The sequence below is a fragment of the Polaromonas sp. genome (genome assembly GCF_012927415.1).
Lineage (GTDB): Bacteria > Pseudomonadota > Gammaproteobacteria > Burkholderiales > Burkholderiaceae_C > Polaromonas.
This window is the reverse complement of sequence record NZ_JABBPF010000193.1, coordinates 13876-30192: the sequence shown is the minus strand read 5'-3', so window position 1 is coordinate 30192 and position 16317 is coordinate 13876. Positions and strand designations below refer to the sequence as shown.

The 16317-nt window shown below is 54.7% G+C and carries 14 protein-coding genes and 3 pseudogenes; 5 read left to right on the top strand and 12 right to left on the bottom strand.

Annotated elements, in window-relative coordinates; all coding sequences use genetic code 11:
• The 3 genes from HHJ19_RS15995 to HHJ19_RS15985 all read right to left on the bottom strand — a co-directional run.
• Nucleotides 1-640, bottom strand: a 640-nt coding sequence (locus HHJ19_RS15995) for a PAS domain-containing sensor histidine kinase (protein ID WP_296908861.1), incomplete at its 3' end; no start/stop codon positions are given.
• A 529-nt stretch (nt 641-1169) separates the two neighbouring features.
• Complete coding sequence (gene istB / locus HHJ19_RS15990) at nt 1170-1916, bottom strand: IS21-like element helper ATPase IstB (protein WP_296908862.1); 747 nt, start codon at nt 1914-1916, stop codon at nt 1170-1172.
• A gap of 87 nt (nt 1917-2003) precedes the next feature.
• Nucleotides 2004-2351: a hypothetical protein gene (locus HHJ19_RS15985; RefSeq protein ID WP_296908860.1), complete on the bottom strand. Its 348-nt coding sequence runs from the start codon at nt 2349-2351 to the stop codon at nt 2004-2006.
• 1127 nt (nt 2352-3478) lie between these two features.
• Here HHJ19_RS15985 and HHJ19_RS15980 point away from each other — a divergent pair.
• Nucleotides 3479-3781 (top strand): annotated as a pseudogene (locus tag HHJ19_RS15980) (SOS response-associated peptidase family protein); the annotation flags it as partial.
• Between the two features lie 91 nt (nt 3782-3872).
• On the opposite strand, the pseudogene HHJ19_RS15975 reads toward HHJ19_RS15980, so the two are convergent.
• Both HHJ19_RS15975 and HHJ19_RS15970 read right to left on the bottom strand, forming a co-directional pair.
• A pseudogene (locus HHJ19_RS15975) lies at nt 3873-4307 on the bottom strand (DNA polymerase V subunit UmuC); the annotation flags it as partial.
• 175 nt (nt 4308-4482) lie between these two features.
• Nucleotides 4483-5136 (bottom strand): GIY-YIG nuclease family protein, encoded by a 654-nt coding sequence (locus HHJ19_RS15970; RefSeq protein ID WP_296908859.1) that lies wholly within the window; start codon nt 5134-5136, stop codon nt 4483-4485.
• Nucleotides 5137-5509: 373 nt separating this feature from the next.
• Here HHJ19_RS15970 and HHJ19_RS15965 point away from each other — a divergent pair.
• Nucleotides 5510-5806, top strand: a pseudogene (locus HHJ19_RS15965) (integrase core domain-containing protein); the annotation flags it as partial.
• A 308-nt stretch (nt 5807-6114) separates the two neighbouring features.
• Here HHJ19_RS15965 and HHJ19_RS15960 read toward each other — a convergent pair.
• The 5 genes from HHJ19_RS15960 to HHJ19_RS15940 form a co-directional block, all read right to left on the bottom strand.
• A complete protein-coding gene (locus HHJ19_RS15960; RefSeq protein ID WP_296908858.1) occupies nt 6115-6579 on the bottom strand; it encodes a very short patch repair endonuclease in 465 nt (154 codons plus the stop codon).
• The gene (locus HHJ19_RS15955; protein ID WP_296908857.1) at nt 6576-8237 is read right to left on the bottom strand and encodes a DUF2357 domain-containing protein; all 1662 of its coding nucleotides are present in this window, start codon (nt 8235-8237) and stop codon (nt 6576-6578) included. The genes HHJ19_RS15960 and HHJ19_RS15955 overlap by 4 nt, the downstream gene beginning before the upstream one ends.
• Before the next feature lie 3 nt (nt 8238-8240).
• Nucleotides 8241-9908: a hypothetical protein gene (locus tag HHJ19_RS15950; protein WP_296908856.1), complete on the bottom strand. Its 1668-nt coding sequence runs from the start codon at nt 9906-9908 to the stop codon at nt 8241-8243.
• Nucleotides 9874-11382: a DNA cytosine methyltransferase gene (locus HHJ19_RS15945; protein ID WP_296908855.1), complete on the bottom strand. Its 1509-nt coding sequence runs from the start codon at nt 11380-11382 to the stop codon at nt 9874-9876. The genes HHJ19_RS15950 and HHJ19_RS15945 overlap by 35 nt, the downstream gene beginning before the upstream one ends.
• Before the next feature lie 73 nt (nt 11383-11455).
• The gene (locus HHJ19_RS15940) at nt 11456-11644 is read right to left on the bottom strand and encodes a CopG family transcriptional regulator (protein WP_296908854.1); all 189 of its coding nucleotides are present in this window, start codon (nt 11642-11644) and stop codon (nt 11456-11458) included.
• Nucleotides 11645-11962: 318 nt separating this feature from the next.
• Between HHJ19_RS15940 and HHJ19_RS15935 the strand changes: the two genes are divergently transcribed.
• Nucleotides 11963-12187 (top strand): hypothetical protein, encoded by a 225-nt coding sequence (locus HHJ19_RS15935; RefSeq protein WP_296908853.1) that lies wholly within the window; start codon nt 11963-11965, stop codon nt 12185-12187.
• Between the two features lie 443 nt (nt 12188-12630).
• On the opposite strand, the gene HHJ19_RS15930 is transcribed toward HHJ19_RS15935, so the two are convergent.
• Entirely contained in the window at nt 12631-12795 is a 165-nt protein-coding gene (locus HHJ19_RS15930; protein ID WP_296908852.1) for a hypothetical protein, read from the bottom strand.
• Between the two features lie 169 nt (nt 12796-12964).
• On the opposite strand from HHJ19_RS15930, the gene HHJ19_RS15925 reads away from it, so the two are divergent.
• Nucleotides 12965-13657, top strand: coding sequence for an SOS response-associated peptidase family protein (locus tag HHJ19_RS15925; RefSeq protein ID WP_296908851.1), 693 nt, complete (start codon nt 12965-12967; stop codon nt 13655-13657).
• Between the two features lie 551 nt (nt 13658-14208).
• Nucleotides 14209-14952, top strand: a complete 744-nt coding sequence (locus HHJ19_RS15920) for a transglutaminase family protein (protein WP_296908850.1) — start codon at nt 14209-14211, stop codon at nt 14950-14952.
• A gap of 582 nt (nt 14953-15534) precedes the next feature.
• Here HHJ19_RS15920 and HHJ19_RS15915 read toward each other — a convergent pair.
• A complete protein-coding gene (locus HHJ19_RS15915) occupies nt 15535-15975 on the bottom strand; it encodes a DsrE family protein (protein ID WP_296908849.1) in 441 nt (146 codons plus the stop codon).
• Nucleotides 15976-16317 lie beyond the last annotated feature (342 nt).

Here is a 16317-nt window from a genome sequence, read left to right as displayed (position 1 = left end):
CATAGCCGTTGGTCTGGGTAAGAATTGCTGTGCGAATTGCCGTCAGTCCGGGCTGGTCGTTGTCGGTTCCTTGCAGAAAGCGGCAGTTGTGGCCCATCACTTCGGCAGCAGAGTACCCGCTCATTTGTTCAAACATCGGATTGACGTAGACGATGGGCATGTCCGGCAGGCGTGCATCCGAGATCACGACGCCAGCATTGAGTGCCTGCCACTGCCGACGGTAAGACTCGGATTCGACTTGTCGCTGCGCGCGCAGCAGTTGCGTGATGTCAGTGATTGAGATGACCCTAAACCATGCGCCGCTGGTCTCGAGGTCGGGGGTACTGGCCCGGACCGCAGTCGACTTGAGCAGCAGTTCCGTGTCGCGCCCCTGGTGGCTTTGGGTCACATGCTTTTCAGAGTCAGAGTCAGTGCCAGATTGGTCCAGCCACTCCAGAATATCCCGGCTCCAGCTGGCAGACCCAAGCAAATGCTCAATCGGCTTGTTCAGCACCTGCAGGGCGTCCACACCGAGCAGCTGACCGGCAACTGGGTTCAACAACACGATCTGTTGTGTAGCGTCAATTACGCAAATACCCACTTGGGCGGAATTTAGCCACGCGGTGTATATCGCGTGTTCAAGTTTGTCGCTAGGGCCCATTTGGTTTTTTGCCTTCTCATCGCCGCTGTTCGCCTAAACACACGCGAATGACAATACAAGACGCGGTGGCAAAAGTATGTCACGTGTAGGTTTACTTATGTGTCGAAATGTTTGGATTAACCAGCTTAATTAGGGAATTTGCGGTGTTCTCCTGCAAGCATTGGCTTTTGCTGCTAGGACCCTGTTAAGGCAGCTGGGCCTGGCTGGCTGGGCGCAGCAGTGGCCTTTGAAAACGCGAGTGGCGCTGGCAGAACGGCTGGGCGGGCAATGCAACCCGGGCCTTGGCTGGTACCTGTCTTGAATACTGGCCAGAGCGGAACGCGGTATGAATTAGAGCCACTTGCACGATTGGCTATTCCGCAGATCTCGACCGATGATTCCGGTATCCTGACCGTTCGTTCCGGGGATCGTGACCGACGCAATGAGACCGTCAGGCACAGCGCATTATGATTTGTAGGCAGTCTGGTTTGGTCTTTGATTTCTCCTTTTTTAAATGGATATTAGGGCGCGTCAGCGCCCCCCTTTGCCATTAAGTTTCTGATGCAGATTGCGTTGATTGCTCACCAGTTGGTTTTACCTTGGGCCGTCGAATGGAGTCGCCTTTGAGGACGATCCCGCACGTGGTTTGCAGTAGCCTGTCCAGCATCGCGTCGGCAATCGTGACGTCCCCAATCCAACTGTGCCAGTGCTCCTCCGGCAACTGACTGTTGATGATGGTCCCCTTGCTGCCCGCTCGGTCATCAATGACTTCGAGCAAGTCAGCCCGCGTGCTGGCATCCAGCGGTGCCAGTGCCCAGTCATCCAGAATCAGTACATCCGTCTTGGCCAATTGCAGCAGCCACTTACCGAAGCCGCCCGAGCCATGCAGAACCCGTAATTCCTCAGCCAATCGCGGCGTGCGCATGTACACGACCGTGTGACCACGGCGACAAGCGTACTGTCCCAGTGCACAGGCCAGCCAGGTCTTGCAGCAACCAGTGGCACCATTGATGATCACGGTGTGGCCCGTCTTGATCCAGTCACCCAGCGCCAGCGTGGTGATGGGGCCCCGTTCCACACCACGCCTACGGCGCGTATCAACATCCTCGATCGTGGCCTGCGGATACTTCAGCTGGGCCAGGCTCAATAGGCGGGTGCGGCGGCGATCATCGCGACTGGAAACCCCACGGTCCACCAGCAAACCCATGCGTTCTTCAAAGCTCATGGTACTCATGGACGGTTGGGTCAGTTGCTCTTGCAAGGCATCGACCATGCCACTGAGTTTGAGGCTGCGCAGTTGGGTAAGTGTTTGTTAGGTCATCATGGGAGCGGATTCTTTCTTCGTGTTCTGATTTGCGTTGGTTGCGAATTTCATGGATGGGCATTACTGGTAGTACCCCACTCCACGCACGTAGTCGTGCTCCGGGCTGCTCCACAGGTCGGCGGTGGCGGGTTTCACCTGATCGCGCCCGCTGGCCAGGATGTCTTTGACGTGGCGGTATTGGCATGTGCTCAGCGTCAGTGCCAAAGCGCAGGCCGCCTCCAGCCGGTCTTTGCCATAGCGCTTGCTCAAACTCGGCAACCCTAGGCTTGAGCGGTAGCCATGCTCGGGGTGTTTGAAGCGCTCCAGCAGCTTTTGGATCAAGCCGCCAGTTGCCACACCGATGGACAGACCCCACTCAATCAGACGTTTGGGTGACCAATCCCAATGCGCCAGATGGCTGGCAGGCATGTGCGGATCGAGCGTCGTGTATTTGCCTGCTGCCGAGCTACCGCCGTGCGTTCGAGTGAGTGGCCGAGCTCGAACTTGTACCGTAGTGCTTCTTTGATCATGCGCGTATTCATTTGCTTAGGTGGCATCGGGGCTCCGTTTAAAGCCCGCGAGCCTAGCCCGTGTGGATGAGGTTTGCGCTGTGCATGACTGGCACCAAAACTATCGGTCACGATCCCTGGAATCGTCGGTCACGATCGCGGAATCCCAAAATCACCCTCATTCAGGGCATCGGTCACGATCAGCGGAATGACCAGTCACGATCCTCCGAAATACCCAACAATTATTCCAACAGATGATTGGTTGCTGGATCTTTTATTTTGACCAAGCCGAGCGGGATGGTTTTAGAGTGAATGCAGCGAGTAATCATTCAAAGTGTCGTATTTGAACGAGCCTGTCCAATACGTAAGTACCTTTTGTAGCGCATTCACCACATGAACCAATGGGCCCATTAGCCTGATGGCACTTGCCGCAGGTACTCACACAGCATCAAACGCATCAAAGCATCCACACTGACAGCCAGCACCGCAAAGCTGGTGTGACACATGACTTTCGCTTGCCCGTTGACCCAGGTACTGCCGTAGAAAAAGCCATCTTTTAATCACTGTTGATGCGTTCAACAACAGTGCGCTCGCCAAAGCGCCTTTTTCTCCGCTTGGTCGAGCGTGGGCGGATGCTCGCGCCCGCGCGAGTTGATCGCCACAATCGGAACATGGCCAAGATCACGCTCTAGCAGACGTAAGCTTCGCTGTAGTAAATGGCATCCATCAGCGTGTAAAGGCTGGCGAGACCGATGAATTCTGAACGTAGAGGTTTTTCAACACAATCCCCCATAGCGGTCGTTCGTCAAGGACCGCTTCTGGCCCAAACCGGCCATTCACCAGATTTCGGTGAATGCCCGCTTCCGCTGCATTGCGGACCGGCGGCTTCCCATCCCGGGGTCTGACAATTAGAAGCGTTTGTCGTACAGAAAGCAGACACTGGCCGAAGACCACCACTGGCCCGATTCGGTTGTTGCTTGGACTTTTCCTTCCTCGACGGAGTGGCTGCGTTCTGATGCCACACACTGCCCGAATAGGCATACGGTCATGCCCTCGCAATTTGCATATCTAAAACTTTCGTGGTGTCATGGGGCGTCCTACGCTCCTGCCCTCTATGAGCCCGAGTGGCGCAGCGGTAAGGCTGTGGCCACCCGGATTACCAAGGCGGATGGCCGCCCCATGGGGATCGCCGGCCTATGGTCAGTCTGGAAAGGCTCCGTGGGAGACGTGCACAGCTTCACCAGGCTGACGGTCAATGCCACGGAGCATGCCTTGATGAAGAAATTTCACAAGCCGGAGGACGAAAAGTTTATGGTTGTGGTTTTGCCGGTGGGGGCGTACGACGACTGGCTCAACGCAGCGCCAGCGGATATAGCCTTCACCACTTGCGAGCGTTTTTCCGTTGGCAGCAAAAAGGACGCCAGCGCGACTGGGTGCCCTGGGCGGGCAGGGCCCTCAGATTGCACACTTGGGCGAGATCGCTGGAGTAGCTACCGGGATTACGCTCAGCCGTTTTGGCGATGTAGTTGGCTAGCTTGGCCAGTGGTTTTGTGTGGCCGATGCCGACCCCGCACGGGATGCCTACCCATTGATTAATGCGCGCGCGCACGTCAAATGCCCGCTTGGTTAGATTGCCGCGCACGCCATCCAAGCCTATGAATGACTCGTTGATAGAGTAGATTCCTCGCGTCGGCCCCGGCCCGGTGGCCAAAGTCATCATGCGGTCGCTCATGTCGCCATACAGGGTGAAACTAGCAGAAAGTGCCACCAATCCATGGCGATCAGTGAGATGCCGGATCTCGAACCACGGTGCACCCATCTTGACGCCCAGCGCCTTTGCTTCATTGCTACTGGCAATGGCTCAGCCGTCGTTATTTTTGAATGACCCGGACTGTTAGTAGGAAATAAACTCGCAATTTCATTCACGAAATTGAGACTAACAATTTCCACAAAAACCCTAACCCGATAGAGGGGAAAAGGTATGCCGGCTTTAGACTGATAGAAGGCAGTCAGCTTGGCGCGCGCAGTGGTCCTCAAGTGCGAAGCAGTTCTTACTCCTCATCGCCGTGAAATTCTTCGTAAAAGTCCGCCAAGGATTGGCCATTGAACGACCAATACAACTTCGAAGCCACACCCCGGCCAACGATTTCAGGCATGAGCTTGAGCGAGACGCGCTGCAACGAGGATTCCTCGCCTTGGTACCTCACCGTGTGCGGCCCGGCAATCGTTGCAGTCGTGACGCCATCCCTGAACGTAATGATGTCGCCGACCTTTAAGCCGATCTCCAAATAGTCAATCTTTGGACGCATTTTGCGCTTGTCCTTGACTGCGGATTCAAGTGCTTCAGGGTCTGTCTTGGCTTCCGCCTGTGCCTCAACCTGCGCCGTCACTACCTTGCCCTGGTGCAGCAACTCCAGAATGGCCACGACTTGACTGGGCTTGGTTCTGAAAAACTCGCGCGAAGGATTGATGCGGTCAGGAGCAAACGCAAGGTGAAGCGCCTGCTCGACCTTTCTTGCGTCCGGAACATTGCAGGCATAGACGCAATCGAAGGGAAGTGGAACCGCGCTGCTGCTACCCAGGGTTGCGATGCGCTCGCCCGCATCCGAAGCCCGCGTCATTCCAATTTTGACGATACCGGGCATTGCCGGATTCGTAAGCACGTAGACCGTCTGAAGTTCCTGCTGCGAGTACGTTTCGTCCATTTTTGTCCTCTCGGTATTGTCCAACGAATTGTCGCCGCGCAAAAGAGGGCTCGACAGACCGCTTCCGCTGCATTGCGGACCGGCGGCTTCCCATCCCGGGGTCTGACAATTAGAAGCGTTTGTCGTACAGAAAGCAGACACTGGCCGAAGACCACCACTGAATCGCCCCGTATTTTGAGGAGGCTCAAATCTCTGAGTGGATTGAACCATGAAGATATCAAACAAGTTTTCACCCGAGGTTCGGGAACGCGCGGTGCGACTGGTGCAGGAGCACAGAGGCGAGTACCCTTCGCTGTGGGCGGCCATTGAATCCATCGCCCCCAAGATTGGCTGCGTGCCGCAGACGCTCAATGAATGGGTCAAGCGCGTAGAGGTCGATATTCGGTACAGCGAGCGATTGGCCGAGGCGCATATCGAGCCGTCGGTGGGCAGTAAAGGCGACAGCTATGACAACGCATTGGCCGAGACGATTAACGGCTTGTACAAAGCAGAATAGATACACCGTAGAGCACCTTGGAAGACCAAGGAATCACTGGAGCTGGCCACGCTCGAATGGGTGTCCTAATTTAACCATCACCGACTACTGGAGCCCATCGGATACATTCCCCCTGCCGAAGCTGAAGAAAATTTCTATCGGCAATTAGCCAGTCAGGCTGCAGTGTTTGCCTGACTTAACCCAACGGGCCTCCACGAATTCCGGGGCGATTCACTTCAGCAATCTGCAGACAGTATCTGTGGTCTAACCGATGAACATGGCAGCCAGTCCAACGCCAGAGCAGATCGTTGAAGCAAGAACAAAAGCTGGACTGACACAAGCCGAAGCAGCTGCGCCGTTGTGGTGTACAGAAATCACTTGGCAGCAATGGGAAAAAAGTTTGGGCGTGTCTGGCGCCAGGCGCATGCACCCCTGCTTCTGGTGGGCGTTCCAGCAGCGCAGTACAACTGATTAACGAAGCTCACCGGGCAGTCCACCGCTGTCTAATGCGATTTTTCCCCCGCAATTTCCAGCAGCTTTTTAGAGCCTGAACGGATTTCTGAGCTGGCAATGTTCATGACGTCATCCTCTGCTTGTCTGGCAGGTCCTCGCAGCGCACACTCCCAGATAACAAGCACTCGCCAGCCCGCCAGCTGAAGAGCTTCAATTGCCTTGCGATCGCGCTCAGCGTTCCTTTCCAGCTTGTTCTTCCAGAAATCCTGGCGGATCGCAGGCAACGTCGATAACGCACAATTATGAGCGTGCCAGAAGCATCCGTGAACGAAAACGACCGCGTTGAATTGCGAAAAAACGAGATCTGGGCGGCCAGGAAGTTTTCTGTCATGCAACCGATAACGCATGCCGCGGGAATGCAGGCCTCGCCGGACCAGCATTTCAGGCTTGGTGTCCTTCCCGCGAATACGGCTCATGTTGAACCTGCGCTGTGCAGGGGTGTGCACATCGGTCATGGCGCCCTTGCTGTTGCATCATTGACGATGAGCTTCAGACAGTTCTGCAACTCGGTCATGCTCATGCCGGGGCGCAGTGTGACCGCGCCGAAACGAAACTTTTCGCGGTACTGAGGATGAAAAAGGCGTCCAGGTACTGGTGTTTTTTTGAAATCAGAATTCAGGTAAGGTATGTGAGGAGTCAGCAGATAGGCAGCCGAAACCATCCCTTTAAGCTGGCCGTTTTCTGCTTCTTCAACCAGAGCATCACGGTATGTGTGGATTGAATTCAGGGCATCGTTCAGGCCCTCATTGATGCGGTACTTCGCATCCAGCACGATGACGTGGCGAACATGACCGTCTGAAGCAGGACCGGCAAATACGATGTCTGGCACCATAGTGCGGCTGAAGCTGCCTGCTCTGTCAGCTTCGATCCAGTATTCACGGTACTTGCGCTGGAAGCACAAAATGTTGCCGCCTCCGATCGGGACTATGACAGCGCCTGCGGCTATGGTCACGCCGCCTGCAGCACTCGTCTGAAAGAGATTTTTCAAATCAAGTTCTGCCGAACCGTACTCCTCCACTGCCGCACGCAGCAGCCGTAGAAAACACCAGAGTTCATACAGTTCGTAGGTTCGGGCAATCGGCATCTGAAGAAAGTCGCCAAAAACTGCCGCCAGCCCGAGATTCATATCCTGCCAGAGCCGAAAGAAGCGCTGGTAAGCCGGATCGTTACGAAAAAGAGCTGACATGCGCAGGAATGCAGGCCCTTCACCGACTTCGGCCATGAAGCCAGCTGATGCAGCACCATTAAGACGACGTGAGATATGACGGGAACGTATGGCCCAGCTGCCTGCAGTGGTGACGATTTCAGGGTCGTCTGAGGCGCCAGTTTTTGCGAGCACATCGGCTATACCGGACAACCAAGTCGACCAGGATCGCAAACATGCTTTGATCTGCCGGTGTTCCGGAATGTCCACGCTGTTGCGGCGTCGCCTCAGCGTAATCTGTGCCGGCAGACGACCACCCAGGGCGGCAGGCAGGCGTGAGGGCGTTGCTGTTTCAGTGCGGATTACACCGGAACGGAATGACTTGATAATTTCTGGTCCCGAAGCTCGTCTTGCCCGATGTACCGGTACTGTCACTTCCTCAGCTCTCAGGAAATGACGTGGCGAGCGTGCGATTGCTGCAACTGCTGCGGTGATTTCTTCAGCACGTGACCGTAAAAATTCAAGTCGGGCTAATGGTGGTGGTCGACTCCCCGACTGACGGGCTATGCCCTTTCGAAAGGCGCTCAGAGAAAACAGGGCGAAAGTATCTTCGAGCAGTTCACGCACCATAGCGTCAAAATCGCTGCGGGTAAGCTTGCGCAGGTCTGGGTCGGTTGTGATTTCAAAGCGACGCGTTCCCATGTTTGGTGTACGCAGCACTACATCGACCATGCCCGCATGAAAACCAAGCGTCCAGCGCCAGCGCGCTACGTTCGTTTGCCGTGAACGCAAAGCTTCGGCAGAAACATCGTCGATAAGCAGATCGGCCGATAACGCTTCATCGCTATCCCGTAGTTCAAAGAGATATGACGCAGCTTCTTTGATTGCCCCGGCTGGTATTACGTCCGGCTCGGGCCAAACCTGCCATTCTGCTTTGCTGCCTTCAGGCCGAATGAAGAGAGCAGCCACGTTTCACCGCATCGCCTGAAATGAGCCGAAATCTTCTAAGTCACTCAACAGCCTTTGCACATAAATCTCTGATCGGGGTAAACCGTTACAGGCCTTTTCAAGGCTGTTGAGCAGCGAGCGCTGTTTCTCGGCACCACGGAGTTTGACCAGTACTTTTTGCACGAGCAGCTGGTCAGTCACGTCGCTCGCAGTACTATGGATGTGCAGAGCGTCGAAGTTGTGATACCGAACCATTTCTTCAATGACGCGATAGCCAAACCCCAGACCATGCAGCTGCATTAGCCCATGGATCTCAGTCAGTTTTGGCGCTATGGCCGCACAGGCAAGTTCTAGTTCAGGGTGTCGCGCTTCAAGTGAGGCGAGGAAACCCAGCACGTCCACAGTGGACATGTCAATTACCGACGCCCGGTCAAGTACCTTGTCGCTCACGGGATTTGTCGTTTCATCCACGTTGATCGTCCCGATGATGAACAGGTTGGGCGGAAGGGGCAGTTCAGCGCGAACGCTTGTCCCCGTTGTTCCTTCGAGCGGCACGCCGTTTGAGTGCAGCTGGAGCGCGCTTTGTGTTTCGATGGAGGACAGCACGTCGGACAGGTAGTACTCAACCCGGGCGAGATTCATTTCATCAAGAATGACGAACACCGGCGAGCTGCGGTGTGCCGTGGCCACCAGCACTGCTTCAAGAAAAGTAGGAACGACGTAGCGGTTGGTCAGCACGTCGTAATAGCCAGTGAGTCCGCTTGGATCTGTCCATTCCGGGCGCACCGGACATTCAAACAGGAGCGGATCGGCAGCGCTGTTGGTGGTCAGGCCATGGATGGCGCGAGCATATTTCAATGCCAGCTGCGTTTTACCGGTGCCGGACAGTCCCGACAGAATGACAAAATGTTTGTGGCTTAGGAAATTCAGCGCTGCGTGGAACCGTCGTACTTCGCCATTGGGATAATGGCCACCAAGCTGAGCAATTGCAGCCTCTATATCGGCGACCGGGATGGCAGACGGCATGCGCTGCATTGCAGTCCCAAGCGTTACTGCATCGGTCCAGACGATCAGTTCATGAATTTTCTCTTGTCCGACCATGGTGCCAAGCCAGCCGATGAATTCGCGAGCCAGCAAACTTCGACGGGCTGATGCCGTCGGTGGGTAAAGTGCGACAACGATTTGATCGGGCGCGATGGGCGGTTCGATCCCGGTCCGATCAAAATCAAGGCTGTCCCAGAAGCCTTTGTTGCGCATCCACAGTTTGCCGTCTCGGCCAAGGTAGATCGCAACGTTGTTATTGTTCGTGTTGTATTTGATCGAAGTGCCAGGTGGCTCGGTTTGGCTAATTAAATCTTCGTCATTCGTCTCAACAACATCGCTGTTGTCACCCGGAATGGCCGCCCCAAGCCGCTTCATATCGGCAATACGCAACAGCAGTTTGGCTTTGTCTTTTTTGATAAGGACAGAGAAATACACCTCATCTTCGGGTGGAAAGCGCATGACACAAGCAAAGGCAATGCCTTCCGCATCGTCACGCACGTTAGCCAGATTGACAATGCCTAGCTGAATGCCACCTTCGATAATTTTCGCGCTGTTTGATACGCCAAACAGTTCTCGAGGAGGTTTTACGGTTCCGAAATGACTTTGCGCCGCGTCAAGAAACAGCTTCTGGCGATCTGAGAGGTTCATCGGCTGTCGCCTTTTCTTTTGTTGTTCTGAGTACCTGCATCATATGCATCGCAACTGCCTTCGCGAGCAATGGCGGTACAGCATTGCCAATCTGTCGGAATGCCGGATTCATGGTACCGAAAAAAGAAAAGCTGTCGGGAAACGACTGGAGACGGGCTGCCTCGCGCACAGAAATCGTACGGGCCTGACGGCTGTCGTAGTGAATGTGGCTGTAGCTGTCCTTTCCAAGATGTGCCATCAGCGTGCGTGCAGGCTGGTCACTCCACATCTTTCGCCACTTGTTCGGAAATTTGGTGGCGTCATAAGGCGGCACCATCGAGGCCTTGATTTCTTCGTACTGTGCAGAATTAGGCTCAACAGGTATTCCCTGTTTGGCCAGAGCAGCTAAGTGCTCGCCGAACAGTTCCATTGCATGTTCATATGCCTGTGGGTACTGATCACCTGCGTTCATTCGCGCAAAGATCTCATAGTCACGCGGCAGACAACGGATGACATGGTCTGTCAGGACCTCAGGCGTGGCAAAACCAGGCCAACTGCGCATCAGCTTTGCAAAGGAGTTCTGCGGTGACTTGCCATAAGGAATAGGTTCGTCAAAGCGCCTTGCACCGCGACGCAGCTTTCCGGATTTAAGTAGCTTGCGAGCGTCAATAGATGGCAGATCAGCAAGCGCGTCTTTAGCAGTCACCGCAGGCGGCAGAGTAGATGAGGCCTTAGGTGCTGGCACATAAGAATGCGCCTCAGCAGCCAGAGGACCTCTCAGAAACTTGAGGGCGACAGAACGCGAGCCTTCATAGCCCGGTGGCAGGTCCACCCAGTGCGTTGGCTCCGGAAAAGTGATGGTGTCAGCCAGTTCGCGGTGATAGGCGATCAAGATCATTCGCTCGCGCATCTGGGGTACGCCATAGAACGCGGCATTCAGAAGCGTGTACCGGCAGACGTAACCTTTCTGTTCCAGGACTTCTGCAATTTCCTGCGCAATGTTCTGCCCGCCATGGTTCAGTGAGTCCGGCACGTTTTCGACAAGCACTGCGAGCGGTGAAAAGGCTTCAACGTACCGCAGATAGTCAATGTAGAGCTGAGCGCGTGGGTCATGTTTGAATGCCTCTGCGTGTGCGTCAACTTCGCGCAGCTTCGGGCGTCCGACACGCGCAAATGCCTGGCAGGGAGGCCCTCCGATGAGAACATCGAAAGCGTCAGCTGTTTTGCCAAGTTTCAGTTCTTTTGCCAGATCATCCGGTTTGGTCTGGGTGATGTCGCGTGCAACTGAGTGCGCAGCGTCTCCCCCGTGGAAATTGCGGCCGTGTGATGCAGCCGCACTCGCGTCGTATTCGACTGCGGCGGAAATCGTAAAACCTGCGGCTGAAAAGCCCAGTGACAGGCCGCCACAGCCGGCAAACAAGTCGAGGACGCGTGGCTTCTCACCGGTGTTAAGACGGGCGATTTTCTGGCGGATTGTCTGAATTCGGATACTCACCGGATTACACCTTGCCCCACGGGCGTTGATTGATAATGAAGCTCTGTTTGCATTTTTGTGGTCATACGCAGCTCTACTGACGAGAAAAAAGCGGGTATTGCGCGGTGACGTACTTCTCCGCGGCATCGCGAACAACCCAGGCAACAGACACTTTCTTTTCTTCAGCAATTCGCTCTAATTCCAGATAAAGCTCAGCCGGGAAGGTGATCGAAGCCCTTGCTGTCTTCACCTGAGGATGTAGCTGTTTGGATGCGACTGTCATGATGAGCACGCCTATTGATATTGCACCACATTACACCATGTCGGTGCACTGACAGCGATAGCGGAGCTACTTGATCGATCTTTAATTTTGCTGGACTGCAGAAGACGCGATACGGCCGCAGTTTTTTGAGCCGTGTTGGCCAGATTCACGATTTCTTTTTGCGGGTCGGGCCTGAGGGTTGCGGCGTTGTCCTCTCCACGTGCCCTTGACGGCGTGCTTCACGCGTTGGTGTGGCACACCGACTGGCGTGCACAGAAGACGCAGAAAAGGGCGTGCCGGTGAGGTACCCACCGGCGTCTCGGCGGGCCGCACGCCCTTGTGGTAGATCACGATGCGCTCAAACGTGTCTGCAACCAGCTGACGCGTCTGCAGCCGGGCATCGGTATCCTGAGCTTCGGCGCCCTCGCTCAGCTTGCGCCAGATTTCATTCACGCCGGTCAGGTCGGTGCGGGCGCTGGCCGCCAGTTCGCGCTCGGCGGAATTGACCTCGACCTGCTGCTTATGCTGCTCGGCCTCCAGCTCGCGGGTGCGCTAGAACCGTAGCGCAATAAAAAAGCCCGCAGACATTCGGTTGCGGGCTTCAAAATTTCCAGTCTATTTAGACTTGGATTTCGGCGCTGGTTTTCCAGGTGGATGCTTGATCGTTTCGACAACGTGGGTTCGAGGCTGCTGTCGAGCTTGTTTTACGGTGGTGAACTTACCGTTGATTGCCGAGCGGCCAATTTTGCTGATAGACATAGATTTCTTTCACCCCGGATAGGGCGTTACAAAAAACCAGCCGATCCATCTCAAATCATGGCAAACTCACAAATGTGTAGTGAAGATGTTCTGATCTGATCCTCCCCGGGCTGGAAACGGTTCGGGCGCAAAAGCCGAAGCTCTAACTTCGGCTTTTGCATTTGGATATAGACACTATATCTAGCGTTTCCAGCCGACACAAGCCACTACCGGTAGTGCATAACGAAATACCCTTGCGGATTTGGTACTTATTTGCACTGCCCCGCCGTAACGGGTACGCACCACCAGACCTGCGCGGTGTCGCTCCTGCCGGTTTGCGGCTCGAACCCGCACACCATAAAACCGCCGTCAACCCTCGTGATTTGCGCGCAATCGAGCCAGGCAAGGGCAATGCCTCGGTCAGGGTCAATCATGCTTGCACGCATCGTTGGGTACACGGGATGCCGCCCGAAAACAAAGCGAGCAGAGATGCCCGTCGAACGAACCTCATCCCCCGACAGCCTTTCGCCCATCTGTCTAAGCTGGTAAATAGTGCACAACACTGTGAAAGCATACAGTATTTACAGCGAGTAATATCGCGTCATGTGCAGCCACTACCAAGCCGAAAACTCCCGAAAAAGGCTTGAGCGCATGGGCGTCACACTCCCGCTTGATTGGGCGCCACCGTCCGGCGGCCTGCACATTTATCCCACTCAGATGGCGCCGATCATCCGGCGGCCGCCAGAGCGGGAGTCGGGGGACGACGCCGTGCCAGAAATGGAAATTGTGAATGCGCACTTCGGCCTACTGCCAGGCTTTGCGAAGGACATTAAGTACGGCCTGCGCACCTACAACGCGCGGGCCGAGACCGTCGACCAGCTGGCCAGCTTCAAGAATGCCTGGGCCAAGGGGCGGCACTGCATCATCCCGGCGGAAGCGATCTACGAGCCGGACTGGCGCACGGGCAAATTCATTCCCACGCGCATCACCCGTTCCGACGGCGAGACGCTTGGCGTGGCCGGTCTTTGGCAGCCGTGGCGCTCGCCGGCGGGCGAATGGGTCAACAGTTTCACGATGCTGACAATCAATGCCGATACGCATGCAATTTTCAAGGAACTGCATCGACTCGACCCCAAGCGCCCGCCCGACAAACAGGACAAACGGATGGTGGTGATCTTGAATGAGGATGCTTATGGCGCCTGGCTTGAAGCACCGGCCGAGCGCTCAATGAATTTGTTGAGTCAGTACCCAGCTGACCGGCTGCTGGCCGAAGCAGAGCCAAAGGAAGTCGCATGACAACGAAAAAACGTATGCAGCTGGCGAAGTCATTTTGAATCTGGCGTTGAAGGGCGACCGCGGTTAGTAATTATGAAAAGTGATAAATCGACTTTGCGCTACATCCCCATGTTACCAAACGCACACACAGGTCACCAAATGTAAATTACAATTATTGAGGAGTTTCCGCCATCTTGTTGCCCGCTATTTCGCATCCCAGCAAGAGTTTGAAATTACTTATGATTCATCAAATCTTAGGATTTTTAATAGCCGGATTTATCTTTTTTTCCACCAGCAATTGGCTTTACGCCCAAGCTCCTTCGAGTCGCGAGCCTGAGGTCTTGCAACATCCGTGGGTGCTTCCCTCGCCCAACTACGAGCCGTCAACCTATTTCGTCAAGCTTAAGGATGGCGACATAAGGGAAACACCCTTTGTTGCGCGATTCGGCTTGTCAATGAGAGGCCTTGTGCCAGCCGGCAAGACGGCTGGAAGTGCCGGTCACCACCACACGGATCAGCTTACTCTAGGGAATTCTATTCCCGCACATAGCATTTCAAGGTAAGGCACGTATATGCCATCCACCGCGATACCTGAGAGGTCATCTGAAGATGCTGGCCAATGGCTAGGAAGTACACAGCTTTTGGACCTGAATGACCCCAAATTGAGAATTCAAGCCCTGCGGATCACGCAGTTGGCATCCAGCGCAACGCAGAAAGCACTATTAATTCACGATTTTGTGAAATCGCTTCCATTTGGCTGCGTCGCCGCTTTTGATCATGTTCCCGCCGCCGCTGTATTGCGCGCCGGACGGGGGGACTGCCATACGAAGGGTACTTTATTTGTAGCGTTACTCAGGGCGGCAGGCGTTCCCGCCAGACTACGTTTCGTCTCACTGTCGAGTAAGTTTCTCGCTGGTATTATCGACGTTCCCCAAGAAAGTATCACTCACGCCGTAGGCGAGGTTTACCTGTCGGGGCGATGGGTACAGACGGACACCTACGTGACTGATGAACAATTTGAAATGCGCGCGCGGGTTAAGCTTGTTAAACGGGGCCTCAGACTTGGACTGGGAATTCATGTCAACGCGGATCGATTCTGGAGTGGACACGAAGCCTCACATGCACAATACAGCGACAAAGATCCATCGAGTCTTCCCCTTGAGGATTTAGGCGTTGCACACGACCCCAAATATTTCTACTCTGACGGGTCAAAGCAGGAACGTCAGTTAGGCTGGACAACACGCCTGAAGTGGTTGTTGGTCGCCACCGTAGTTAACCACCGTGTTGAAAAGATACGTCTCGGCGATTTTGATTAATGATCCGGCCCTTTGAAGTGGCTGCCGATAATCATTCTGTGTTGAGTGGATCCACTCGCAGCTTCAGACTCTGAGAAAAACGGCGATGGGAATCAATCGGGCTGACGTTTTCATCTTCCTCAGCGCTCTGCGGCCCAATATGCTCGTCAGGGACACTTCTGAACAATTCAACAATTCAACAATTCCGTGATTGAACGCGTGCGTCCATGTTAGGTGACTTGTGGATGACCTCTTGATGTCCAGCCAGACGTTGGCATCGTCAGTGCTTTCGTGCAACACCCAGTAGAAGACACCGGGATCAGGTTCGTCAACAAAAACCGACAGTCGACGCAAATGTGTAACCAATCCCGCTCCTAAGATATTGACCTGAGATCGTAAGCAAGAATCACGGAAAAGAAAATACCCAGACGTTGCCGCAATCTGAATAAAAGATCGGGCCCATTTGGCGTAGGAAATGGCGTAGCTTTAATAGGAAAAATTTAAGTTACAGAGGTGGGTTCTCTTCTGCCATTGAACTACACCCGCGATATCGTGGATTATAGAAGCAGCGCTCTGTGATGCAGCGTGCCTACCCCATCGATGTCAGGGCCGCAGGTAAGCCCAGCCTTCGCTTTGCTTTTTCATGATCTCGGTCACGCCCGCTGGCACGTAGCTGATGCCTGGCTGCATTTCTTCCTTGCCCAGTTTCTGGCCACGCATGGTGTTTTCGCAGGCCAGCACTTTCACCTTGTCGTTCATGGCTTCGGCTAGGCGCGCGGCGGCTGGTGATTCGAGCTTGAGCATGGCGATTCCCGGACCATAGGCGACGATTTCAATGTCCACGTTGGCCGCGCCTACGTCGTCCTGCAGGTTTTTGGCATTGTTGAGCGCCAGGTTCCATTTTGCTGGATCGTTGTCGCTCACCTGGATCACCATTTTATAGTGTTTTTGACCTGTGGTCCTTGCTTTATCGGCATGAGCTGCTATTAAAAATGTAGTGAACGCGGCGGCTGCACCAGCTTGTACGAAAAGTCTGCGGTTCATTTTTGAATGTCTCCTGAAGGTCACCCTTATTTCAACACAATAACCGTCCATGTTGCGGTTGAAACGAATCGCCCACAGCTGCGCGCGTCAACGAACCGCTGGGGGCCGCCGGTTAGCCCAGCAGGGCTGGAGCTGTGACTTGGTGATAAGCGCTTTGTGGTCGGGGCGCAGGTTTACGGACATTCAACCCGGAAAACCTGCCCCTTTTGCCTGTTTGCGGAGATTTAACAAGACCTGCGGCACCCAGCTGCCATGTGTTCGGGTTAGCGCAGAAGGGCAAAGACGTGACACAGAACCTACTGCGCACTGCCACCGCCCGACCCATGAAGCAGCGGGCCGAAT